Source organism: Sphaerisporangium sp. NPDC005289 (genome assembly GCF_040607455.1).
In the GTDB taxonomy this organism is placed as follows: Bacteria; Actinomycetota; Actinomycetes; order Streptosporangiales; family Streptosporangiaceae; genus Sphaerisporangium; species Sphaerisporangium rhizosphaerae.
This window is the reverse complement of sequence record NZ_JBEXGS010000036.1, coordinates 42,772-65,155: the sequence shown is the minus strand read 5'-3', so window position 1 is coordinate 65,155 and position 22,384 is coordinate 42,772. Positions and strand designations below refer to the sequence as shown.

At 71.2% G+C, this 22,384-nt stretch carries 18 protein-coding genes; 9 read left to right on the top strand and 9 right to left on the bottom strand.

The window, feature by feature from the left end; genetic code table 11:
• Positions 1 to 324 precede the first annotated feature (324 nt).
• Both ABZT47_RS38205 and mgrA read left to right on the top strand, forming a co-directional pair.
• On the top strand, positions 325 to 2,409 hold the full coding sequence (locus ABZT47_RS38205) for a S9 family peptidase (RefSeq protein WP_354853108.1): 2,085 nt from the start codon (positions 325 to 327) through the stop codon (positions 2,407 to 2,409).
• Positions 2,406 to 3,413: an L-glyceraldehyde 3-phosphate reductase gene (gene mgrA / locus ABZT47_RS38200; RefSeq protein WP_354853106.1), complete on the top strand. Its 1,008-nt coding sequence runs from the start codon at positions 2,406 to 2,408 to the stop codon at positions 3,411 to 3,413. The genes ABZT47_RS38205 and mgrA overlap by 4 nt, the downstream gene beginning before the upstream one ends.
• 57 nt (positions 3,414 to 3,470) lie before the next feature.
• Here the strand turns inward: mgrA and ABZT47_RS38195 are convergent, their stop codons facing one another.
• A complete protein-coding gene (locus ABZT47_RS38195; protein WP_354853104.1) occupies positions 3,471 to 6,053 on the bottom strand; it encodes a lysylphosphatidylglycerol synthase transmembrane domain-containing protein in 2,583 nt (860 codons plus the stop codon).
• Positions 6,054 to 6,394: 341 nt separating this feature from the next.
• Here ABZT47_RS38195 and ABZT47_RS38190 point away from each other — a divergent pair, with 341 nt between their 5' ends.
• Positions 6,395 to 8,410: a molybdopterin oxidoreductase family protein gene (locus ABZT47_RS38190; RefSeq protein WP_354853102.1), complete on the top strand. Its 2,016-nt coding sequence runs from the start codon at positions 6,395 to 6,397 to the stop codon at positions 8,408 to 8,410.
• Positions 8,411 to 8,433: 23 nt separating this feature from the next.
• On the opposite strand, the gene ABZT47_RS38185 is transcribed toward ABZT47_RS38190, so the two are convergent.
• Entirely contained in the window at positions 8,434 to 8,883 is a 450-nt protein-coding gene (locus ABZT47_RS38185; RefSeq protein WP_354853100.1) for a GNAT family N-acetyltransferase, read from the bottom strand.
• 114 nt (positions 8,884 to 8,997) lie between these two features.
• On the opposite strand from ABZT47_RS38185, the gene ABZT47_RS38180 reads away from it, so the two are divergent.
• The 6 genes from ABZT47_RS38180 (at position 8,998) to ABZT47_RS38155 (ending at position 15,162) form a co-directional block, all read left to right on the top strand.
• Positions 8,998 to 9,450, top strand: coding sequence for a hypothetical protein (locus ABZT47_RS38180; protein ID WP_354853098.1), 453 nt, complete (start codon positions 8,998 to 9,000; stop codon positions 9,448 to 9,450).
• Positions 9,451 to 9,772: 322 nt separating this feature from the next.
• Complete coding sequence (locus ABZT47_RS38175) at positions 9,773 to 10,327, top strand: RNA polymerase sigma factor (protein WP_354853096.1); 555 nt, start codon at positions 9,773 to 9,775, stop codon at positions 10,325 to 10,327.
• Positions 10,324 to 11,241, top strand: a complete 918-nt coding sequence (locus ABZT47_RS38170; protein WP_354853094.1) for a hypothetical protein — start codon at positions 10,324 to 10,326, stop codon at positions 11,239 to 11,241. The genes ABZT47_RS38175 and ABZT47_RS38170 overlap by 4 nt, the downstream gene beginning before the upstream one ends.
• Positions 11,242 to 11,444: 203 nt before the next feature.
• Positions 11,445 to 12,872, top strand: coding sequence for a hypothetical protein (locus ABZT47_RS38165; RefSeq protein WP_354853092.1), 1,428 nt, complete (start codon positions 11,445 to 11,447; stop codon positions 12,870 to 12,872).
• A gap of 66 nt (positions 12,873 to 12,938) precedes the next feature.
• A complete protein-coding gene (locus ABZT47_RS38160; RefSeq protein ID WP_354853090.1) occupies positions 12,939 to 14,762 on the top strand; it encodes an acyl-CoA dehydrogenase in 1,824 nt (607 codons plus the stop codon).
• A 175-nt stretch (positions 14,763 to 14,937) separates the two neighbouring features.
• Positions 14,938 to 15,162, top strand: a complete 225-nt coding sequence (locus ABZT47_RS38155) for a hypothetical protein (RefSeq protein ID WP_354853088.1) — start codon at positions 14,938 to 14,940, stop codon at positions 15,160 to 15,162.
• 34 nt (positions 15,163 to 15,196) lie between these two features.
• Here ABZT47_RS38155 and ABZT47_RS38150 read toward each other — a convergent pair whose 3' ends face one another.
• From ABZT47_RS38150 to ABZT47_RS38120, 7 genes are all read right to left on the bottom strand, one after another.
• On the bottom strand, positions 15,197 to 15,490 hold the full coding sequence (locus ABZT47_RS38150) for a Dabb family protein (RefSeq protein WP_354853086.1): 294 nt from the start codon (positions 15,488 to 15,490) through the stop codon (positions 15,197 to 15,199).
• A 48-nt stretch (positions 15,491 to 15,538) separates the two neighbouring features.
• A complete protein-coding gene (locus ABZT47_RS38145) occupies positions 15,539 to 17,722 on the bottom strand; it encodes a peptidase domain-containing ABC transporter (RefSeq protein WP_354853084.1) in 2,184 nt (727 codons plus the stop codon).
• Positions 17,723 to 17,741: 19 nt separating this feature from the next.
• On the bottom strand, positions 17,742 to 18,269 hold the full coding sequence (locus tag ABZT47_RS38140) for a hypothetical protein (RefSeq protein WP_354853082.1): 528 nt from the start codon (positions 18,267 to 18,269) through the stop codon (positions 17,742 to 17,744).
• Complete coding sequence (locus ABZT47_RS38135) at positions 18,254 to 19,237, bottom strand: TIGR04500 family putative peptide maturation system protein (protein ID WP_354853081.1); 984 nt, start codon at positions 19,235 to 19,237, stop codon at positions 18,254 to 18,256. The genes ABZT47_RS38140 and ABZT47_RS38135 overlap by 16 nt, the downstream gene beginning before the upstream one ends.
• A 101-nt stretch (positions 19,238 to 19,338) precedes the next feature.
• Complete coding sequence (locus ABZT47_RS38130; RefSeq protein ID WP_354853079.1) at positions 19,339 to 20,316, bottom strand: MvdC/MvdD family ATP grasp protein; 978 nt, start codon at positions 20,314 to 20,316, stop codon at positions 19,339 to 19,341.
• A gap of 167 nt (positions 20,317 to 20,483) precedes the next feature.
• Positions 20,484 to 20,621 carry a putative ATP-grasp target RiPP gene (locus ABZT47_RS38125; RefSeq protein ID WP_354853077.1) on the bottom strand — a complete coding sequence of 46 codons (138 nt, stop codon included), beginning with the start codon at positions 20,619 to 20,621 and terminating at the stop codon, positions 20,484 to 20,486.
• Between the two features lie 257 nt (positions 20,622 to 20,878).
• Positions 20,879 to 22,384 carry a dihydrolipoamide acetyltransferase family protein gene (locus tag ABZT47_RS38120; RefSeq protein ID WP_354853075.1) on the bottom strand — a complete coding sequence of 502 codons (1,506 nt, stop codon included), beginning with the start codon at positions 22,382 to 22,384 and terminating at the stop codon, positions 20,879 to 20,881.

The following is a 22,384-nucleotide window of genomic DNA, read 5'->3' as shown; positions in this document are numbered from 1 at the left end:
ACCAAATCGCGCCGTTACCGGCACTTGACTCCCGCCACCCGAACCAACGAGCATTCAGGCCGCCCCGTCTCCAGGGCAACCCCTCTAACTTACCCGATCGGATCGAGCGGTGCAAACCGCCCGGTCAGACCGGGGAAGATCGTGGGGTACCGATCATCGCTCGCACGTGCCTACGCCGAACCGCTTTGCGGTGGAGTGGGGTTGTGCCGGGCGATGCCGACGTCCACAAGATTAGCAGCCTTCGGGAGTGTCGGCGCACAAACGCCGTCACAGGCCCGCGTCACGCCAGTGGGCGGGACAAGGCCGCGCCATAGACTCGGCGACGTGAGTAGCGACACGCCTCCCGTGGCGAAGAAGGTCCCGGCCGAACGAACTCATCACGGCGACACCGTGATCGACGAGTACGCATGGATGACCAACAAGGAAGATCCCGACACCGTCGCCTACCTCGAAGCGGAGAACGCCTACACCGAGGCCCGCACCGACCACCTGAGCGACCTGCGGGAACAGATCTTCCAGGAGATCAAGGGCCGCACCCTGGAGACCGACCTCTCCGTCCCCACGCGCAAGGGTGGCTGGTGGTACTACTCCCGCACCGCGGAGGGCAAGCAGTACGGCATCCAGTGCCGGCTGGCGGTCACCGGCGACACCCCGCCCGAGCTCAAGCCGGGCGAGGCGCTGGAGGGGGAGCGGGTCATCCTCGACGGCAACGAGCTGGCCGGCGACAGCCCTTTCTTCGCGGTCGGCACCTCCGCGGTCAGCCCGGACGGCGCCGTCCTCGCCTACTCCACCGACTTCAGCGGCAACGAGCGCTTCACCCTGCGCTTCAAGCGGCTCGACTCCGGCGAGATGCTGGCCGACGAGATCCCGGGCATCTTCTACGGAGGCGCCTGGGCGGCGGACGGCTCGGCGTTCTTCTACACGACCATCGACGAGGCGTGGCGTCCGTACCGTGTGTACCGGCACATCATCGGAACTCCGGCCGACGATGACGTGCTGGTCTACGAAGAGACCGACGAGCGGTTCTGGGTGGGCATCGGCCTCACGCGCAGCGAGCGCTACCTCGTCCTGAGCGCGGGCAGCAAGATCACCAGCGAGGTGCGGGTCCTGGACGCCGACTACCCGACCGGGGAGTTCCGGGTCGTCCGCCCCCGCCGGACCGGTGTGGAGTACGCCCTGGACCATTCGGGCGACCGCTTCCTCATCCTGCACAACGAGGGGGCGCAGAACTTCGAGATCGCCTCCGCGCCGGTCGACGACCCCGCCGCCTGGACGCCGCTGGTTCCGCACCGCGACGACACGCGGCTGCTCGACGTCGACGCCTTCAGCGACCACACGGTCGTGCACTTCCGCCGGGACGGGCTCACCGGCATCCGCGTCCTGCCCGCGGACGGCGAGCCGTACGAGATCTCCTTCCCCGAGCCGATCCACTCGGCCGAGCCGGCCGGCAACCCCGAGTTCCACACGACGCGGCTCCGCCTGGCGTACGCATCGATGGTCACGCCCCCCTCGGTGTACGACTATGACCTCACCCGGCATGAGCTGATCCTGCTGAAGCGCCGGCCGGTGCTGGGCGGGTACGACCCCGCCGACTACGAGCAGTTCCGGGGGTGGGCGACCGCCGACGACGGCACGCGGATCCCCGTCTCGATCGTCATGAAGAAGGGCACCGAGCGGCCCGCCCCGACGGTGCTGTACGGATACGGCAGCTACGAGACCTCAATCGACCCGTCGTTCTCGGTGGCCCGGCTCAGCCTGCTCGACCGCGGCTTCGTCTTCGCGATCGCGCACGTCAGGGGCGGCGGCGAGATGGGCCGCCAGTGGTACGAGCAGGGCAAGCTCGGCCACAAGAAGAACACCTTCAGCGACTTCGTCGCCGCGGCCCGGCACATGAGGAGGTCCGGCTGGTCCAGCGAGATCATCGCCAGGGGCGGCTCGGCCGGCGGCCTGCTGATGGGCGCGGCGGTCAACCTCGCTCCCGAGGCGTTCTCCGGCGTCGTGGCGGAGGTGCCGTTCGTCGACGCCCTGAACACCATCCTCGACCCGTCGCTGCCGCTCACCGTCATCGAGTGGGACGAGTGGGGCGATCCCCTGCACAACGCCGACGTCTACGAGTACATGAAGTCGTACACCCCCTACGAGAACATCGACGACCGGGTGTACCCTCCCATTCTTGCGCTGACCAGCCTCAACGACACCCGTGTGCTCTACCACGAGCCGGCGAAGTGGGTCGCCCGGCTCCGCGCCACCGCCAAGGGCGGGCCGTTCCTGCTCAAGACGGAGATGGGCGCCGGCCACGGCGGCCGCAGCGGCCGGTACGACGCATGGCGCGAGGAGGCCCTCACCCTTTCGTGGATCATCGACCGGGCCGCCACGCGGAAGAACGAAGAGACAGGGGAGACGCAGTGAGCTACACGGCGGCAAGCGATCGTTACGGGCGTCAGCCGTACAACCGATCCGGCAGGAGCGGCCTGAGACTGCCGGCGGTCTCGCTCGGCCTGTGGCACAACTTCGGCGACGACAAGCCGTTCGACACCCAGAGGGCGACGCTGCGCAGGGCCTTCGACCTCGGGGTGACCCATTTCGACCTGGCCAACAACTACGGCCCGCCGTACGGCTCGGCCGAGGCCAACTTCGGGCTCATCTTCGCCCAGGACTTCCGGCCGTACCGCGACGAGCTGATCATCTCGACCAAGGCCGGGTACGACATGTGGCCCGGCCCCTACGGCGAGTGGGGCTCGCGCAAGTACCTGCTGGCCAGCCTCGACCAGTCGCTCTCGCGCATGGGGCTGGACTACGTCGACATCTTCTACAGCCACCGGCCCGACCCCGACACCCCGCTCGAGGAGACGATGGGTGCGCTGGACACGGCCGTGCGCTCCGGCCGGGCCCTGTACGCGGGCATCTCCAACTACACGCCCGAGCAGACCAGGGAGGCGGCCCGCATCCTGCGCGAGATGGGCACCCCGCTGCTGATCCACCAGCCGCGCTACTCGATGCTCGACCGCTGGGTCGAGGACGGCCTGCTCGACACGCTGGAGGCCGAGGGCGTCGGGTGCATCCCGTTCTCGCCGCTGGCGCAGGGCGTGCTGACCGACCGCTACCTGGGCGGCGTCCCTGAGGGGTCGCGCGCCTCGCAGGAGCGGTTCCTGCGGCCGAGCCAGCTCACCGACGAGCTGCTCCAGCGGGTCCGGGCGCTGAACGACGTCGCCGCGGCCCGCGGCCAGTCGCTCGCCCAGATGGCGCTGGCGTGGGCGCTGCGCGACCGGCGGATCACCTCGGTGCTGATCGGCGCGAGCAGCGTCCGCCAGCTTGAGGACAACATCGCCGCCGTCGACCGCCTCGACTTCTCCGCCGACGAGCTCGCGGCGATCGAGAAGGAGATCCCGCAGCCGGGAGAGCGCATCGTCTGACCGGCAGGACATCGGCGAGGCCCGGCCCGGGGACACCCGTGGCCGGGCCTTCGTGCGTCACAGCGCGTCGTGGCGCTGGAGCCAGGCGAAGGACGCCCATCCGGGGAGCACCGGCAGCCAGAAGGTCAGCAGCCGGTACAGCAGCACCGCGGACGTCGCGATGGTCGGCGGCAGGCCGGACAGGGTCAGGCCGACGTACAGGGCCCCCTCGACCGCCCCCAGCCCGCCCGGGGTGGGCGCGGCCGAGCCGATGGCCGTGCCGGCCAGAACGACGATGGCCACCGCCGCGAAGCTCAGCGAGCCGCCGAAGGCCTTGACGCAGGCGGCGAGGCACACGATGAAGGTCAGCGTGAGCAGCAGTGTGCCGCTGAGCCCTTCCACGATCTTGCGCGGCGACTGCAGGACGTCCAGCAGGCGCGGCATCACCCCGGAGAACAGCGACCGGATGCGCCCGGTGATCAGGCGCCGAAGCGGCGGCACGGCCAGGACGATCAGCACCAGCACGGCGCCGGACAGCAGGGCGATGACCAGGCCGCGCGACGGGCTGACCGACGGGGCGGCCTTGATGCCTGTGAGGTAGCCGAACAGCAGGAGCAGCGTGACGTGGGAGCCGAGCCCCACGAGTTGCGAGGCGCCCACGCTGGCCACGGCCAGGCCGGGTGAGATGCCGCGCTTCTGCAGAAATCGCGAGTTGATGGCCACCGCGCCGACGGCGGCGGGCGCGACGAGCTTGACGAACGAGGCCGCGAACTGCGCCAGCACCGTCTGCCCGAGGGGCAGCTTCTCGGGCACGAAGCCGCGCACCATGAGCGCGGCGGCGACGTAGCTCATGCCGGCCGCGGCGAGCGCGACCCCGGCCCACCCCCATTCGGCCTTGGTGACCACTTCGGTCAGGTTGACCCGGCTGAGCTGCGACAGCAGGAAGTAGGCGGCCAGCGCGCTCGCGATGATCGTCACCAGGGTGCGCGGCTGGAAGCGCTCCAGGCGCACCTCCTCGACCTCCACCTGGGGGGTGAGGGCCAGGATGTGCTCGCGCAGCGCCGGCAGCAGCCCCTTGTCCCTGCCGACCTGGGCGCGGGTGCCGCGCGTCAGCGCGATGCGCTGGAGCAGGGGCAGGGCGCCGGCGAGCGCGCGCTTGGGGATGACCTCGGCCGCGCACATGACCGAGCGTTCGGGACCGACGCGCAGCGCGAGGTAGGTGAGCAGCTGGGTGACGTCGAGGCGCAGGAGCAGGTCGCCGGCCGCGATCTCCCCGCTGCGGGCGTCGGTCAGCACCACCTCGCCGTCGACGTCGACGTGGATGCTCTCGCCGGTGAGGTGCCGGTGGGCCAGGCGCTGCGCCTGGAGCAGGTCGACCTGCTTCCAGATCTTGACGAGCAGCTCGTCGTCGAGCTCCTCGTCGGGGACGTCGTCCAGCGGGCGGGTCTCGAGGTGCTCGTAGGCGAGCAGCGCGGCGTCGGTGCCGATCTCGCTGGTGCCGACCAGGCGGGGGGTGTTCATGCCGGCGGCCTGGGCGGCGTAGGCCATCAGGGCCTCGCGCTCCAGCTCGGCGCGGAGCGAGCGGATGGCCCTGCGGCGGGTCTCGGAACTGAGCCGGATGCCGCGCCACAGGCGGTAAAGGACGCCGGCGACCTGCCGGTCGCGGTCCAGGACCGTGACGTCGAAGCGGCGTCCGTCTGCCATGGTCACGGCGTAGCGGCGGCTGCCCTGGGAGTCGTCGGCCATGCGCCTGGCCTTGGCGGGGGCGAAGCCGAGCCGGCGCAGGGCGGCCATGACGGCGCTGCCGGGCGGCCGGGTGTTGGGACTGCCGACGACGTAGAGGGTGGCGTACCCGACGGCCAGGCCGACCAGGTAGGTGACGAAGACGCCGAGCGCGGTGGCTTCGGCGCTGGTGAACAGGGCGAACACGTCGAGGGCGATCGCCATCCACATCAGCGCGCGCCAGGTGGGGCGGCGGGAGATGCGCACGGCGGTGACGTAGGCGACGACCGAGGTGAGCAGGGTGTTCAGCGGTTCCACGTCGCGGCGCGCGGTGAGCAGGATGCGCAGGTCGCCGGGGCCGGCCACCGCCAGCCACTCGCCGAGGACGAAGGAGACGAGCATGCCGATGATCGCCGCGATCAGGCCCTCGGCCACGCGCAGCCCGTCGCGGTGGAAGACCCGCTCGACGGCGAAGGCGGCGGGCACGGCGAGGACCGCGGTGCCGGCCAGGAAGCTGGCGATGCCGATGAGCAGCTCGGGGGCCCGGCTGGTGCCGTCGGTGACGTCGGCCTCCAGGCCGTTGAGCGTCTGCTTGGCGACCAGCGCCAGCAGGACGGCCGCGGTGAGCGCGAGGAGGGTGACGAAGAAGCGCAGGGCGTCGGATGGCCTGCGGATGCGCTGGGGCAGCAGCGGCTCGACGACGGGCACGACCGGTTCGCCGGGGACGGAACGGGGGGCCTTCCCCCTGCCGGGGGCTGAGCGCCCTTCGTCCAGCCCGGTATCGGGAGCGGAGGCCGGCGACGGGCCGGCCGGAGCGGTGGAGACGTCTGAGGGGAGGTCAGAGGCGCCCGGGGCGTGCGTGGCCGTGGAGGAACCGGCCACGGAGATGCCGTCCTCCGCCGCCTCCTCTGCCTCGTCGCGCTCCCTGATGTCGGTCACCGCTGGCGTCTGCGCACGTCTCGGGGCATATGATCTTTCCCTAGGGTCTGTTCACCGGTGTGGCGGGAGCCCACCGGCGTTCGGGCGGCCCCGTCGGCTCACGCCTCGGCGGTCGTCGGCGAACTGGTGCACCCCGGCCATTCGCTGACACTCTACGGCGCGCTCGACCGTGAGGGATCAGTCAGACGGGTCGTCCTTAATGGTGACGCTGTACCGACCCTTGGCGCATCGCCCGTAAGTATGGGCTGATCGCACTACCTGGGGTGGATGCCGGGATTGGTCCGTCGGTGACACCACGGGCGCCCTAGGCCGCCTCATGACGCTTATGTACCGTTCTGTTCATGAGTCGTGAGCTGAATGTTCTTGGCGCCTGCCCCCTCGACTGCCCGGACACCTGCTCGTGGGTCGTGACCGTGAAGGACGGCGAGGCGGTGCGCCTGCGCGGCAACCACGACCAGCCCTACACGCGGGGCGCGCTGTGCGTGAAGGTCAACCGCTATCTGGAGCACACCAAGGCGCCCGACCGGATCCTGTACCCGATGCGCCGAGTCGGGCCGAAGGGGTCGGGGCGGTTCGAGCGCATCACCTGGGACGAGGCGCTGGACGAGATCGCCCGGCGGCTGACCGCCATCATCGGCGAGCACGGCGGCGAGGCGATCTGGCCGTACCAGGGCACCGGGACGCTCGGCTACATCCAGGGCGAGAGCGGCCAGGCCGGCCGGCGGCTGTGGAACGCGCTGGGGGCGTCCTACCACGACCTGAACATCTGCGCGCGGGCCGGCAACCGCGGGCTCACGCTGACGAACGGCACCCCGGGCGGCATGGACCCCGAGGCGTTCGCCCATTCCCGGCTGGTCCTGCTGTGGGGGACGAACACGCTGACCAGCGGGCACCATCTGTGGAAGTTCATCCAGCAGGCGCGGGCGGACGGCGCGCACGTGGTGACCATCGACCCGATCAGGACGCGCACCGCAGACCAGGCCGACGAGCATCTGGCGATCCGGCCGGGCACGGACGCCGCGCTGGCGCTGTCGCTGATGCACGTGGTGCTCGACGAGGGCGCCGAGGACCGGGAGTTCCTGGAGAGCCACACGGACGGCTGGCCGGACTTCGAGCGAGAAATACGGAAATATCCGCCAAGCGTGGCGGCCGAGATCACCGGGATCCCGGAGAAGGACATCCGCGCCCTCGGCGTCCGGCTGGCGCACACCCGGCCGACCGGCATCCGGGCCACGATGGGCATCCAGCGCCACCAGGGCGGCGGCACGGCCATGCGGACGATCGCCTGCATCCCCGCCGTGACCGGCGACTGGCGGCACCAGGGCGGCGGCGTCGCCTACTCCACCAGCGGGCACGTGCCCATCCAGGCCGACGTCCGCCCCGACCTGCTCCCCCATCCGGTCAGGACGCTGACGATGACCCGGCTCGCCGAAGGGCTGGCGGACACGGCCCATCCGGTGAAGTGCCTGTGGGTCTACGCGGCCAACCCGATGGGCAGCACGTCCGACCAGAACCGCGTTCGCGCCGGTCTGATGCGCGAGGACCTGTTCACCGTGGTGATGGAGCAGTTCCCGACCGACACCGTCGACTACGCCGACATCGTCCTGCCCGCGACCATGCAGACCGAGCACGTCGACCTGCACGCCGGGTACGGGCACATGTACCTGATGTGGAACGAGCCCGCGGTGGCTCCGCCGGGCGAGTGCCTGTCCACCACCGAGACCTTCCGCCGGGTGGCCCGCCGCCTCGGGCTGACCGACCCCTCGCTCTACGATTCCGACCTGGAGATCGCCGAGCAGCTGCTGTCCGGCGGCCACCCGGCGCTGGAGGGGATCACCGTCGAGCGGCTCCGCGAGGAAGGCTGGGCCCGCATGAACTACCCCGACCCGTTCCTGCCCTTCGCCGACGGCTTCCCGACCGCCTCGGGGAGGCTTTCGTTCCCGGCCGAGGGCGAGGGGTACGTGCCGCCCTTCTCCGCGACGCCCGACGGGCCGTACCCGCTGGCGTTGGTCACCCCGGCGGCGCACACCTTCCTCAACACGGTGTTCGGCAACAACCCCGAGCTGGCCCGCCGCGCCGGCACCCCGCAGATCCTGGTCAGCGAGAAGGACGCCGCCGAGCGCGGGCTGGGCGACGGACAACGCGTCCGGGTGTTCAACGGCAACGGCGAGATGACCCTCGAGCTGCGCGTCAGCGACCGCGTGGCCCAAGGGGTGGTGGCGACCACGAAGGGCAACTGGCCCAAGCTCAGCCCCGGCGGGGTCAACGTCAACGTCCTGATCGACGAGCGGGACGCGGACATGGGCAGGGGCGCCGTCTACCACGACAACCTCGTGGAGATCGCGCCGCTCCCCTGAGGCCCTGGTGGCGGCCCCGCGTGTCAGAGGGCGAGCTTGAAGCCCACGTGGGAGTCGACGAAGCCGAGAGAGGTGTAGAAGCGGTGGGCGTCGGCGCGGGCCTTGTCGCTGGTGAGCTGGACCATCCGGCAGCCGCGGGCGCGGGCCCGGTCGACCGCCCACCGGATCATCGTGCCGCCGAGCCCCTGGCCCCGCATGGCGGCGCCCACCCTGACGGCCTCGATCAGGGCCCGCTCCCCGCCCCTACGGGACAGCCCCGGGATGTAGGTGATCTGCATCGTGCCGGCGACCTGGCCGCCGGACTCGGCGACGATCAGCTCCTGCCGCGGATCGGCGTCGATGGCCGCGAAGGCGTCCAGGTAGACCTGGTCGGACGGATCGCCCTCCCGCGCCGCCGCGATCGGGTCGTCCGCGAGCATGGCCACGATCGACGGGACATCTTCCTGGCGTGCGGCACGAAAGGTCACAGACATTCGCACAGGGTACCGAGCCCACGCGGGGCGTCCTCCGTCCGGCCACGGGGTCAGGGGCGGATCAGGGTTGCTCCCCGATGTGCCTAGGCCGTCACACCGGGCAATCTGTGAGACATGAACGAACTGACTCGACGCGACGAGATGTCGCTCGCCGGCGCGGCCCTGCGGGGCGCGCCGTGGAAGGCCGCGGCGATCACCGGTGGTGCGGGCGCGGCGATCAGCTATCTCATGGGGGTCATCTTCCCAGGTCCCGCCGATCTGACCTGGGCCCTGTGCCTGGGCGTCAGCCTGTTCAGCGTCGTGGCGGCCATCGGCGCGGTGAGTAAGCCGAACGTGGGCGACCGCGTGACGCGCCAGGCCCGGCTGTGGTCACTGGCGCACCCGTGGCGGTTCGCGCTCTACCCCGGCATCGCGGCGGCCGTGCTGATGTACCCGGTGCAGCTCGTCTTCGACCACGCGGGCGTGTTCGGCGCCGCCTGGGACGCGGCGTGGGGCGGCGCGCTGGTCTACCTGATCGCGGCGATCGGCACCCTGTCGCTCAAGGGACGGGCCCAGTCGGCCCGCTGACCCCTCCGCCCTACCCAGGGCGCCCCTCTCCCCCTTCCCAGGGCCGCGCTGCGCGTCCTGGGAAGGTTCCGGGCCGCGAAGGCCCGCCACAGCATCACGGGCCGTCACCCAGTGGCGGCCCGTTCGGCGTTGTCGCGGCGGACGCGGAACTACTCGTCGCCCTCCGGGTCCGGCAAGGCGACCAGCAGGAGCCGTCGTCCTGGCGGTGCTCCTCTCTCACCGCATTGGGGTGAAACGTCTGCCCGTAGCCGGACATGTGTGGTGACGAGTGGCTCCTCTGGCCAGGCCGAGAGGAGCAGTCCCCCATCGGAAGGACGGCGGCGTGGGACCACCGGACCCAAGGCAGCGCTTCGAGGAGATCTACATGGCGCACTACGCGGATCTGCTCGGGTACGTCCGCCGGCGCACCGAGTGCGCCGACGACGCCGCCGACGCCCTCTCGGAGACCTTCACCACCGCCTGGCGACGCGTACGCGACATCCCCGAGGGGGAGCAGGCGCGGCTGTGGCTGTACGGCGTGGCCCGGCTCGTCCTGGCCAACCAGCGCCGGGGTCAGGCCCGGCGCGGCGCCCTCGCCGCCCGCCTGCGCGAGGAACTGGCCACCTGGGACCAGGGACAGCGGCCTCACCAGGACTCCCGGGCGATCCGCGAGGCGTTCCGGCGGCTCAGCCCGGACGACCGTGAGCTGTTGTCGCTGGTGAGCTGGGAGGGCCTGGACACCGCGCAGATCGCGACGGTGCTCGGCTGTTCGCGGGGCGCCGTCCGTCTGCGCCTGCACCGCGCCCGCAAACGGCTCGCACGCGAGTTGGACGCCGCCGACCTGGACCTGGTCGCCTACGGCCCCCGCGCGGTCGCGCTCCTGAAAGGACAATCATGAACGCGGACCTCGACCGCCTGCTCGCGTCCATCGCTCCCGATCCGGGGCCTGGCGTGACCCCCGGCGCCCGTGAGCTGCTCGAGGAGATCAGGACCGCGACAGCGGACGGTGCGGAGACACCACGGCGCATTCGGGACAGGGCGGTACGGCTCTGGTGGCGCCGGCACGGCGCACGGGGGCCCAGGCCGCGATCACGCTGGTCCCTGGCCCTACCCCTGGCGGTTCTGGCCGTCATGCTGAGCTGGATCGTGCCGGACACGCTCGGCATCGGCGCGCGACCGGCTTCGGCCACACTCGACATCAGGCAGACGGGAGACTTCTACGTCGTCACCGTCAAGGACCTGTACGCCGACCCGAAGCGCTACCAGCACGAACTCGCGTCTCGCGGCCTGAAGGTCACCATCAAGTTGATAGCGACCGACGATGTGCGGGCCGGCAGTCTGCTCTTCGTCACCGCCACGGACGACAATGCGCCAAAGGACCAGGGCACGCACGTCATCGAAGAGAGCGACGACATATTCGCGCTGGGTGACGACACTTCCTGCGACCGTCGGTCCGAATGCACGATCGGCGTGAAGATCCGGGTCGGGTACAAGGGGCCGGGAACCATCTTGCTCGGCCGCAGGGCCCGGCCCGGGGAGCTCTACCAGGCACCGCCGTCGCTCGTGTCACGTGGCCAGCCGCTTCACTGCGTCGACTTCATCAACGACAGAGTCCCGCAGGTGCTGCGACTGCTGAAGGAGCACGGCGTCGACAAGGTCGACGTCACCACGTATCACGGCCCGCGGTCCTTCGTGCCCGACTCGTGGTACGTCCACGACGGCGTGATGAGCGCCGAGGGGCACGCTCTGATCCTTGCCGACCCCGCTCCCCATCCCAGGCCCATGAACGTCAAGGAAGCCTGCCGCCGGTAGGTCCGCACGTCGCCGAGCTCCGGACGCCGATGTCGACGGGGCTCGGCGTGAGCGTGCGCGTCAGGCGGTGACAGCACGTCCGGGCCGCCCCGCACCTCGCTCACTTCACCCCTGTGCGGCAGCGGTTTCACGCGCCCATCGCCTGTCACCGCACGCGCACGGTTCATGACGCAAAGCCATCTTCCGAGAACTCCGGAGCCGCCATGCTCACCGAAACCCTCCACCCGTCCACAGCCCGGGCCGGCCGGGTGAAGCGAGCGATGCTCGGGCATCGGCTCTTCACCGTGGTCCTCTGCCTCGCGACGGCCGTGCGACTGGTCACGATGCTGGGGTATCGGCCGGGGCAGCTCTATTGGTACGACTCGTTCAGTTATCTGGATGTGGCGTCGCATCCGCGGCCGTCGCTGGGGTTCCACCCGAGCGGGTATCCGCTGCTGTTGTGGCTGCTGCGGCCGTTCCACAGCGTGACGATGGTGGTCGGCGTGCAGCACGCGATGGGGCTCGGCATCGGGGTGATGATCTACGCGGTGCTGCGCCGGCGGGGGCTGCCTGCCTGGGGCGCGTCCCTGGCGGCCCTGCCGGGGCTCTTCGACGCCTCGTTCCTGCGCCTGGAGCACGGCGTGCTGTCGGACACGATGTTCATCCTGCTGATCGTCGCCGCGCTGACGGTCCTCACATGGTCGCCGAGGCCGACGGCGCGCGCCTGCGCCGCCGCGGGGACGCTGCTCGCCCTGGCCACGCTGACGCGGACGATCGCGTTACCCCTGCTCGCGCTCGTCCTGATCTGGTCGGCCGTGCGGCGGGTGGGGGCGCGCGGCCTGGTGGCCGGGATGCTGGCGGGAGCGCTGCCGCTGGTCGCGTACGCGGGCTGGAACGCGCACGTCAACGGGAGGTTCACCCTGACCGGCGGGGAGGGGGTGGTGCTGTGGGCACGGACCATGACCTTCGCGGACTGCGCGGTGATCAGGCCGCCGGCGGCCGAGCGCGGGCTGTGCCCCAACGGCGCCCACCAGGACGCGGCCTCGGAGTACGTGTGGGACCCCGCCGCCTCGCTGAACCGGCTGCCCGGCGGGCGGGACGGCAACAACGACCTCGCCCGATCGTTCGCCCTGCGCGCCATCATGGCGCAGCCGCTGGACTACCTCGCCGACGTGGCCCGCGACACCGCGCTCGCCTTCGCCTGGACCCCGGTGCGGCACCCGGAGCGGGTCACCCCGGCCTTCGGTTTCGCGCGGGGCGAGTGGTCGCTGCCCGCGTACCCGCTGGTGGCCAAGGTGCGCCAGGAGTACGACCCGGCCATCCGCGGGCTGCGCTCGGCCGAGCCCTGGGCGGGCTTCCTGATCGCCTACCAGTACCCGGCGTACACGCGCGGGCCGGTGATCGCGCTGCTCCTGCTGGCGGGCGGTCTGGGCGCGGCCGTCGGGCGGCGACGGGCTGCGCTCCCGTGGGCCACCGCGGTGTTCCTGCTGGCCGGGCCGGTGGCGGTGCTGGACTTCGACCACCGCTACGTGCTGCCGGTGATCCCGGTCGCCTGCCTGGCGGCCGCTCTCGGCGTGGCCGACCTGGGTAGCAGGTGTAGCCGCAGGTGGCCGTCACGTTCGTCCGGTTTTCTAGGGGTTACTCGCGGGTAGCATATGCGGTAAGGTTACTCACCAGTAGCACACCGCCCGCATGCCTGGACGAGGGGACGCGCAGCCATGGGTCATTACAAGAGCAACGTCCGTGACCTTGAGTTCAACCTGTTCGAGGTGCTCGGCCGTCGCGAGATCCTCGGCACCGGGCGCTTCGCCGAGGTGGACGAGGACACCGTGCGCAGCGTGATCGAAGAGGTCCGGCGCCTGGCCACCGGCGTGCTCGCCGACTCCTTCGAGGAGGGCGACCGGACGCCGCCGGTCTTCGACCCCGCGACCGGCACGGTGACGATGCCTCCGCGCTTCAGGAAGTCCTTCGAGACCTTCCGGGACGCCGGGTGGACCAACCTGGACCTGCCGGAGGCGCTCGGCGGGCCCGGCCTGCCGCGCAGCGTGAGCTGGGCGGTGGCCGACATGATCCTCGGCTCCAACCCCGCCATCTGGATGTACTCCAGCGGACCGGCCTTCGCCCACGTGCTGCACACCATCGGCACCGAGGAGCAGAAGAGGTTCGCCATGCTGGCCATCGAGCGGCAGTGGGGCGCCACGATGGTGCTGACCGAGCCGGACGCCGGTTCCGACGTCGGCGCGGGCCGCACCAGGGCCCTCCGGCAGCCCGACGGCACCTGGCACATCGAGGGCGTCAAGCGCTTCATCACCAGCGCCGAGCACGACATGGCCGACAACATCTTCCACCTGGTGCTCGCCCGCCCCGAGGGCGCCGGTCCCGGCACCAAGGGCCTGTCCATGTTCCTGGTGCCCAAGTTCCACGTGGACGTGGAGACCGGCGAGCTCGGCGAGCGCAACGGCGTGTACGTCACCAACGTCGAGCACAAGATGGGCCTGAAGGCCTCGACGACCTGCGAGCTGACCTTCGGCGAGAAGCACCCCGCCGTCGGCACGCTGATCGGCGACGTGCACGAGGGCATCCGCCAGATGTTCATGATCATCGAGCACGCGCGCATGATGGTCGGCACCAAGGCCATCGCCACCCTGTCCACCGGTTACCTGAACGCGCTGGAGTACGCCAAGCAGCGGGTGCAGGGCGCCGACATGACCAAGATGACCGACAAGACCGCCCCGCGGGTCACCATCACCCACCACCCGGACGTCCGCCGCGAGCTCATGCTGCAGAAGTCCTACGCCGAGGGCCTGCGCGCGCTGGTGCTCTACACCGCGACCTTCCAGGACGCCGTCCAGATCGCCGAGTTCGAGGGCGCCAGGAACGCCGACGCCGAGGCGATGAACGACCTGCTGCTCCCCCTGGTCAAGGGCGTCGGCTCCGAGCGCTCCTACGAGATGCTGGCCCGCTCGCTGCAGACCCTCGGCGGCTCGGGGTACCTGCAGGACTACCCGATCGAGCAGTACATCAGGGACGCCAAGATCGACTCGCTGTACGAGGGCACCACGGCCATCCAGGGCCAGGACCTGTTCTTCCGCAAGGTCCTGCGCAACCAGGGCGCCGCGCTCGGCTCGCTGCTGGCCGAGATCACCGGCTTCGCCGCCTCCGAGGCCGGCAACGGCAGGCTCAAGCAGGAGCGCAAGCTGCTCGACGAGGCGGCCGGCGAGGTCAGGGCGATGGCCGACACCATGGCCGGATGGGCGATCGGCTCGCTGGAGAACCCGGCGGAGGTCTACAAGGTCGGCCTCAACACCACCCGGTTCCTGCTGGGCCTCGGCGACCTGGTGATCGGCTGGCTGCTGCTCCGGCAGGCCGAGGTGGCGCTCAAGGCCCTCGACTCCGCGGACCACGACAAGGCCTTCTACACCGGCAAGGTGGCCGCCGCGTCCTTCTTCGCCCAGACCGTCCTCCCGCGCCTGGCCGCCGAGCGCCGCACGCTCGCCGCGACCGACCAGAGCCTGATGGAGCTGCCGGAAGAGGCCTTCTGACCCAGGGAATCGGCACCGCGCCGACGGCATGCCCGCGCCCGCGGGGCGGCGATCGCCCGGCGGGCGCGAGGCTTCCGTGCCGGAAGGGTGCTGAGATCGGTAGTGTTACCGCGCGCGGCTGGGTATTACCCTGCCGCTTAGCGTTCTTTACCGAACACGAGTCCCGGAGGTCTGGATGGGCATCGGGGTCAGTATCTTCTTTCTGACCATCGGGGCGATTCTGAAGTTCGCGATCGAGCCCGACGTGCTGGGCAGTTCCGTCCACATCGACGTCATCGGCGTGATCTTCATGATCGTCGGCGCTGTGGGGCTGCTGCTCAGCTTCTTCCTCATCTCCCGCCGGGGCACGGTCGTCGAGACCGAGCTCCCGCATCGCGAGAACCACCCGCCCACCGTCTGACCCTCTGACCTGCCCGCCGGGCGCCGGGCCGTCGTCAGATGGTGTACTGCACCGCGGCCCGGCCGGCGAGGATGGGCCTGATCACGTCGGCGATGAACGCCCGGTGCACCGGGTGGTCGCGGTACACCAGGTAGTCCTCCTCGGAGTCGAAGTCGGCGACGACGGCGAACTCGTAGTTGCCCGGGTTCATGCCCGCATCCTGGCCGATCTCGTAGCGGCGGATCTCGGGGATCGCGCCGGGCAGCTTCCTCAGCCCGGTCTCCACCTCGGCCTTCTGCTCCTCGGTGGTGCCCGCGACCCAGGTGAACATCACGACGTGCCGGAACATGATCTCTCCTTCTGTCTCCTGAGCGGCAAGCGTAGGACCTCGCCGCGGTCACTGGACCAATGCCCCCGGCGACATCCCGTTCCCGGCCGCCGGGGCCGGGTCACCGGTCTGGGCGGCCACCAGGGCGGCGTACCGGCCACCGAGGGACATCAGCTCGCGGTGGGTGCCGCGTTCGACGATGCGGCCGCCGTCCACGACGAGGATGAGGTCGGCGTCCCTGATCGTGCTGAGCCGGTGCGCGATGACGATCCTGGTCTGTGTGAGCCGGGCGAGGTGGCTCTCGATCGCCGCCTCGCTCTCGCTGTCGAGATTGCTGGTGGCCTCGTCCAGCAGCAGGATCTTCGGTCGGGACAGCAGGGCGCGGGCGAGCGCCAGGCGTTGCCGCTGACCGCCGGACAGACCGGCGCCCTCGGTCAGCATGGTCTCGTACCCCATGGGCATCGCGCGGACCTCCTCGTCCAGCCGCGCCAGGCGCGCCGCCTCGACGACCCGGGCGAAGGACGCGTCCGGATCGTTCAGGGCGATGTTCTCCCTGATCGTGCCGGTGAACAGCGACGGGTCCTGGGTGACCACGCCGAACTGCCGCCGCAGCGTGCGCAGGTTCAGTTCGCCCACCGGCACCCCGTCGAAGCGGATCTCGCCGGTGGTCGGGCTGTGCAGGGCCAGCAGCAGCCGGGCCAGCGTGCTCTTCCCGGACCCGGACGCACCGACGAGCGCGACCTTCTGTCCCGGCGCGATCCGCACCGAGATGTCGCGTAGGGTCCAGGGCGCCCTCGGGTCGTACCGGAACCCGACCTCGCGCAGCTCGACCGCTCCGCGCAGGCGCAGCACCTCGATGCCCTCGGACGGCTCGGGCTCGGAGGCGAGGATGTCGGAGAGCCGGTCGAAGTGCGCGCCCGCCTGCTGAAGGCTCTGCAGGCTGGACATCAGCGACGACAGCGGGGTGAGCGCGGCGACGGCGATCGCGTTGAGCGCGAGCAGCGTCCCGAGGGTGAACTGCCCGTCCAGCACCCGCCACGCCCCGATCCACAGCAGGCCGAGCGGGGCGAGCACCCTGATGGCGCCGAGCGCCGCTTCCAGCAGGCCCTGGGTGATACCGCCGCGCACATCGGCGTTGAGTTGAATGGTGAAGTTCCTGGACCACTGTTCGACCGCGTGCCGCTCCGCCCCGGACGCCTTCAGCGTCTCGATGCCGTTGATCGCCTGGATCAGGTTGCTCTGCGTCGCGGAGAACGCCGTCAGCTCCTGCTGCGCCAGGTGGTTGACCCGGCGGGTGGTCGCGAGCAGCAGACCGGTCTGCACTAGGGCGATGCCGAGCAGGCACGCGCCGAACAACGGGTCCCTTACGAAGATCAGGACGAGGTATCCGATGGCGAGCGGCCCGTCGAGCAGGGCCGAAAGGATCTGCCCGGTGAGCATGTCCCGCAGCACGGCGACGCTGCCCGCCCGGGTCACCAGGTCTCCGGTGCCGCGTACCGCGAAATAGCGGAACGGCAGCGCGATCAGGTGGGAGATCACGCCCCTGGTCAGCTCGGCGTCGGCGCTCGCCCGCACCGACACCAGCAGGACCGCCCGCAGCGCCCCCACCACGAACTGCGTCAGCGTGGCCAGCAGCAACCCGCCGCCGATCACGGTGAGCAGGGTCTCGGCGCCCATCGGCAGCACCTGGTCGACCAGCACCTGGGAGAACACCGGGAGCGCCAGCCCGAGCAGTTGCAGGACGACGGAGGCGAGCAGCACCTGGGCCAGCAGGCCCCGCCGGCGCAGCAGGAGTGTTCGCAGGAACCGGCGCCGCCAGGTGCTCGCCGCGCTGGAGCTTCCCCGCCGGAACGCGGGGCCCGGCTCGAACGCCAGCACCACGCCGGTGAATCCCTCGTTGAACTCCCCGGCAGGCAGCCTGCGCCGCCCGAAGGCAGGGTCGACGAGGTCCACCCGCTCGGGCGTCCAGCGTTCCACCACCACGAAGTGGTTGAACTCCCAGTGGACGACGGCCGGCATGGGGATATGGGCGAGATCGGCAGGTTCCAGGGAGAACGCCTTGGCGTTCAGCCCGGAGTCGCGGGCTCCGGTCACGATGGCGAGCCCGGTCAGCCCGTCCCTGCCGACCTGGAGCCGGTCGGTCAGCTCGTGGAGGGAGATCCGGTGCCCGTGGTAGGACAGGATCATGGCCAGGGTCGCGGCCCCGCATTCGGTGGCCGAGTTCTGCAGGACGACCGGCACGCGTCGTCTCACGAGCCGCCGCTCCCTCGCCTCACGAGCCGTCGCCGAACAGCTGGGTTCCGGCCGCGACGGTTCCGCTGGGGACCACGGCCTCGCCGGAGCGGCGCAGCAGCTCGCGGGGCTCGACTCCGGTGACCCGGCAGGACAGCACGGCGAGCCTGGCCGGTTCGACCGTACCCGGGGCCGCCTTGAGCCGCCCGTCACCGGCCAGGGAGGCACCGGGGCGGCCGACCTGACACACGAGCGGCCGGGCCGGGCCCACCAGCCGTAAGGTCGCCTGCGCGCCGGTGCGGGGCGCCGGCCGGTCCCAGGGGACGTGGGCGATGACGTCCACGCTCCCGGTCCGATATCCGGTGACCGTCGCCGGGACGGTCACCAGGTGCGGCACCTGGATCAGGGTCAGGGTCGCCGCGGCGGCGCCCAGTACGGCGACCAGCGCCCACAGCGCGGCGAACCACATCTTGTGCACGACGAGTGGCCGGTCACCCTGCCGCTCCCGCACGCGGTAGCGGCGCAGCGCCTCCTCGCGGTAGATCGGGCGGTTCACGACCAATGCCATTCGACCGACGCGCGGCTTCGCCGTTCGGTGAGCCAGTCCGCGAACGCGGCGCGCCCGGCGGCGGCCAGCGTCTCGGCGTCGTCCTCGGCCGGACGGCGATCCAGTACGGCGCCGGTGAAGAACCGGCCCTCCCGCTCGACGGGGCCCACGACGGCGCCGGGCGCGGCGTCGCGGAGCGGCTCGGGCAGGTCACCGGCCCACCGCTCACCCATGGTCACCTGGATCTCACCGGTCACCTCGGACGGCACGGCCAGCAGTTCCGCCGGGGTGGCGGCGGTCCGGCGCTCCGAACCGGCCCACCAGACCGCCCGTACCCGCTCGAACCGGGAGCGGTGCGCGGCGAGATACCCGCAGGCGAGCTCGGTCTCCTTGCGCCGCCGGAACCTGCGCCGGCGGGCGACGCCGCCGATGTACTCCTCGAACCGCGTGGGGGACATGCCCACGCGCTCCATCCAGGCGAGGGTCGCCGCGCGGTCGTACAGTCCCCGTCCCCTGCGGAACTCGTCCGCCGCGGCCTGGAGGTCCTCGGTGGTGAGCGGCTCGTCCTCGGACAGGACCTCGTTGAGGATCAGGCACTGGTCGACGATCTCGTCGTGCGGCGTCGTGTCCCGATTGGAGAGCGAACGCAGCATGGTGAGCGCCTGAGCCACCGACAGGTGGATCTCGTCCACGCTGACGAGCTGGCCGGCCGCCCAGTGGGTCGAGTGCTCGATCAGCCACGGCACACCCTCGTCGGCCGGCGCGGTGAGCGCCACCGTGCCGCCGTCCGGATGGGTGAGGAGCAGGTCGTAGTCGACCACGGGCGTGCCCGGCCGCTCGTCGACGACCAGTTGGGCGGCGACGGCGGGGTGCTCGGCCCCCCACTCGGCCGCCTCCTTGCGCGCCCACTCCACCTGGTCGCGCCTGCGCGGCAGGCGTCGAAGCAGTGCCACGCCCGATGCCAGCGTGGCGCCGAAGTCACCGGACATCGTTCGACCTCGGTGACGGGCCCTGCGGCCAGGGGTCACGCGGTGCCGCGACCAGGAAGAGCTCGGGTGCCCCTGAACCGCGGGTTCCTGGGGCCGGGGATTCACTCATCGTGCGCTCCTCGGGCCAGCCATTCGGCGATGGCGTCACTGATGGGCAGCCCGGTGCGCATCTCGACGAATGCCCAGGCCCCGTTCGGGTTGATCTCCAGGAAGACGTACTCACCCCGCGGCGTGAGGATGAGGTCGATCGCCCCATAGGTGAGCTCGAAGGACGCGACCAGTTCGGCGCAGCGCCGCCGCACGTCCTCGGGCAGTCCGTGCGCGGCGTAGCGGACCCGGTCGTCATCGTAGTGACGCCAGTCCTCCCGCGCCGTGCGGGACGCCTGCGCGTCGATCTCGGCGGCGAACACCCGGTCCCCGACGACGATCACCCGCAGTTCCACGGCCTTCGGCACATACGGCTGCAGGATCACCGGCTCGTGCTGGAGCAGGTGACGCGAGGTGAGGTGCCGCCGGGTGAGCACGGTCGTGTACGTCCGGTGGTCGGCGCCGTCCACGGTGAAGGAATCGGAATTGATCTGCTTGGCGACCAGCCGGCCTCCGGCGCGCTCGTACGCCGGCACCAGCTCGGCCGGATCGTTGGTGAACACCGTCTCCGGCACCGCGAAGCCCAGGCTCGCCGCCCGCGCCAGATTGATGATCTTGTTGTGCGCCCGGCGCTCGGGCTCGCGCCGCGACGGCAGCCACCGGGCCGGGATGAGGTCCCAGACGCCGTCCAGCAGGAACTGCGCCTGCCAGTCGACATGCGTGCGATGGGTCGGCTCCAACACGTGCGCGGCGGCCATGGGGCCGGTGGGACGCCGGCGCCACACCGCCGTCACCGTGGACAGATCGAGCGTCTCTGTCGCGGTGTGCAGGATGAGCCGGCGCCCGCCATCCGCACCGAGGGCGAGGGTGATGCGGCTCCTGGCGGGGTAGTCGCCACTGTCCCACCAGGTGACCGGAACCCCGAGGCGCTTGAGCTTGGGGAGCACCAATTCGACGGTGTCGTCGCGCAGGTCGCTGAGTATGAGGATCACGGCAGCCCCGTCGTGGGTGTGGCGCGGAAATCGTGGGTGTGGCGTTGGAAAGACGACAGGCCGGCCACCGGGAGGGCGGCCGACCGTGAACGCTGCGGCGCCGGTGGTGGGCGGAGCGCGTCGCGCCCACCACCGTTATCGTCAGGACCGGTGGGACCGGCCTTTGATCACTTGTTCACCCACTCGGCGGGCTTGCCCTTGATGTACCAGCTGACGGTCATGAGGCCACCGGCCACCTCGCCGAGCTCGGCGTCGGAAAGCTCCGGGCCCTCGAAGGCGAGGTCCTCCAAGCTGATCTTCGACATTCGTGTTCCCTTCCACCGCACGCGGCGGCGAAGCCACATCCCCTGGTAAATCGGGGGATTTGTCGTACATGCGATGACGAAGCTAGCAGCCCACCTTGCAACCGACTTGCATAATCGACCCGCGACTTGCACCGTTCTTCAGGCCGCTTCCCGATTACCAAACACCGCACAATTCGGGCACGCCGACCCCCAAAAGGGTAGAAAAAGGGCCGGAGAGGGACATCCCTCTCCGGCCCGTTCCTTCGCCGCTTTCCTGGTCAGCTCCAGGCGAGCATGTGGAGGGGGTCGTGGAGCATCGCGCCGACGTCGCGCAGGACGTAGGAGCCGAGTTCGCCGTCCACGAGGCGGTGGTCGAACGACAGCGCCAGCGTGGTGACCTTGCGGGGGACGATCTGGCCGTCCACCACCCAGGGCAGGTCGCGGATCTGGCCGACGGCCAGGATGGCCGCCTCCCCGGGGTTGAGGATGGGGGTGCCGGCGTCCACGCCGAACACGCCGACGTTGGTGATCGTGATGGTGCCGCCGGACAGGTCGGCCGGGGTGCACCGCCCCGCCCTGGCCTTGTCGGTCAGCTCGCCCAGCGCCCCGGCCAGCTCGGGCAGCGACAGCGCCTGCGCCTCCTTGACGTTCGGCACGATGAGCCCGCGCTGCGTGGCCGCGGCGATGCCGAGGTTCACGTAGCGCTTCACCACGATCTCGTCCCCCGTCCAGGAGGAGTTGACCATCGGATACCGGCGGACGGCCGTGAGCAGCGCCTTGGCGACCAGCAGCAGCGGCGAGACCTTGACCTCGGCGAAGTCCGGCATCGCGCGCAGCCGCTTGACGGCGTCCATGGTGGCGGTCACGTCCACCTGCAGCCACTCGGTGACGTGCGGAGCGGTGAAGGCCGAGGCCACCATGGCGGCGGCCGTGGCCTTGCGCACACCCTTGACCAGGATGCGCTCCTCCCGTTCACCCTCGGGCAGGACGGCGCGCGCGGAGGGCGCGACGGCGGGGACGGCGGCGGCGGTGGCGCCCTCGGCGGCGGCGTGCACGTCGTCACGGGTGATCGACCCGTTCGGACCGGTGCCGGTGAGGGCGGCGAGGTCCACGCCGAGGTCCCGGGCCAGCTTGCGCACGGGGGGCTTGGCCAGCACCGCGACCGCGCCCGGTTCCGGCGTGACCGGCGTGACCTGCACCGGCGTGACCGCCCGCGCCTGCGGGGCCGGACGGGCCGGCGCGGCGGCCTGGGCGGGAGCGGGGGGCTGGACGGGCGGGGCCGCCGCGCCCGTGGCGGGGGACGGGTGGGCCGGGGACTTGCGGGGACGGCGGGTCGTGGCGCCGGGCTTGACGCCGTACCCGACGAGCACCGGCGTCCGCGCCGGCGTGCCCTCGGTCCCGCCGGCGGGCGGCGAGGGGACCATGTCGTCGGCGAGCGCGGCCGCACGCGGCACCGGGCCGCCTCCGGCCGGGGCCTGCGGCGTGCCGGCGCCCGCGACCGCCGCGGCGCCGGTGGAGGCGCCGCCCGCCGGCGCGGGGCCGCCCTCGCCGTCGTCCACGGCGATGATCGGGACGCCGACGTCGACGGTCTCGCCCTCGGCGGCCATGAGCGCGCTGACCACGCCCTCGAACGGACAGGGCAGCTCGACGACGGCCTTGGCCGTCTCGATCTCCACGATCGTCTGGTTGATCTCGACCTTGTCGCCGGCGGCGACGTGCCACTTGACGATCTCGGCCTCGGTCAGCCCTTCACCGACGTCGGGGAGCTTGAACTCGCGAAGCAC

What these genes read in the sequence shown, in the direction of transcription:
- ABZT47_RS38185 (WP_354853100.1), bottom strand. Translation starts at nt 8,883, where the DNA reads ATGTCTGTGACCTTTCGTGCCGCACGCCAGGAAGATGTCCCGTCGATC.
- ABZT47_RS38155 (WP_354853088.1), top strand. Translation starts at nt 14,938, where the DNA reads ATGGGCATCGGGGTCAGTATCTTCTTTCTGACCATCGGGGCGATTCTG.
- ABZT47_RS38165 (WP_354853092.1), top strand. Translation starts at nt 11,445, where the DNA reads ATGCTCACCGAAACCCTCCACCCGTCCACAGCCCGGGCCGGCCGGGTG.
- ABZT47_RS38140 (WP_354853082.1), bottom strand. Translation starts at nt 18,269, where the DNA reads ATGGCATTGGTCGTGAACCGCCCGATCTACCGCGAGGAGGCGCTGCGC.
- ABZT47_RS38160 (WP_354853090.1), top strand. Translation starts at nt 12,939, where the DNA reads ATGGGTCATTACAAGAGCAACGTCCGTGACCTTGAGTTCAACCTGTTC.
- ABZT47_RS38190 (WP_354853102.1), top strand. Translation starts at nt 6,395, where the DNA reads ATGAGTCGTGAGCTGAATGTTCTTGGCGCCTGCCCCCTCGACTGCCCG.
- ABZT47_RS38125 (WP_354853077.1), bottom strand. Translation starts at nt 20,621, where the DNA reads ATGTCGAAGATCAGCTTGGAGGACCTCGCCTTCGAGGGCCCGGAGCTT.
- ABZT47_RS38135 (WP_354853081.1), bottom strand. Translation starts at nt 19,237, where the DNA reads ATGTCCGGTGACTTCGGCGCCACGCTGGCATCGGGCGTGGCACTGCTT.
- ABZT47_RS38170 (WP_354853094.1), top strand. Translation starts at nt 10,324, where the DNA reads ATGAACGCGGACCTCGACCGCCTGCTCGCGTCCATCGCTCCCGATCCG.
- ABZT47_RS38180 (WP_354853098.1), top strand. Translation starts at nt 8,998, where the DNA reads ATGAACGAACTGACTCGACGCGACGAGATGTCGCTCGCCGGCGCGGCC.
- ABZT47_RS38150 (WP_354853086.1), bottom strand. Translation starts at nt 15,490, where the DNA reads ATGTTCCGGCACGTCGTGATGTTCACCTGGGTCGCGGGCACCACCGAG.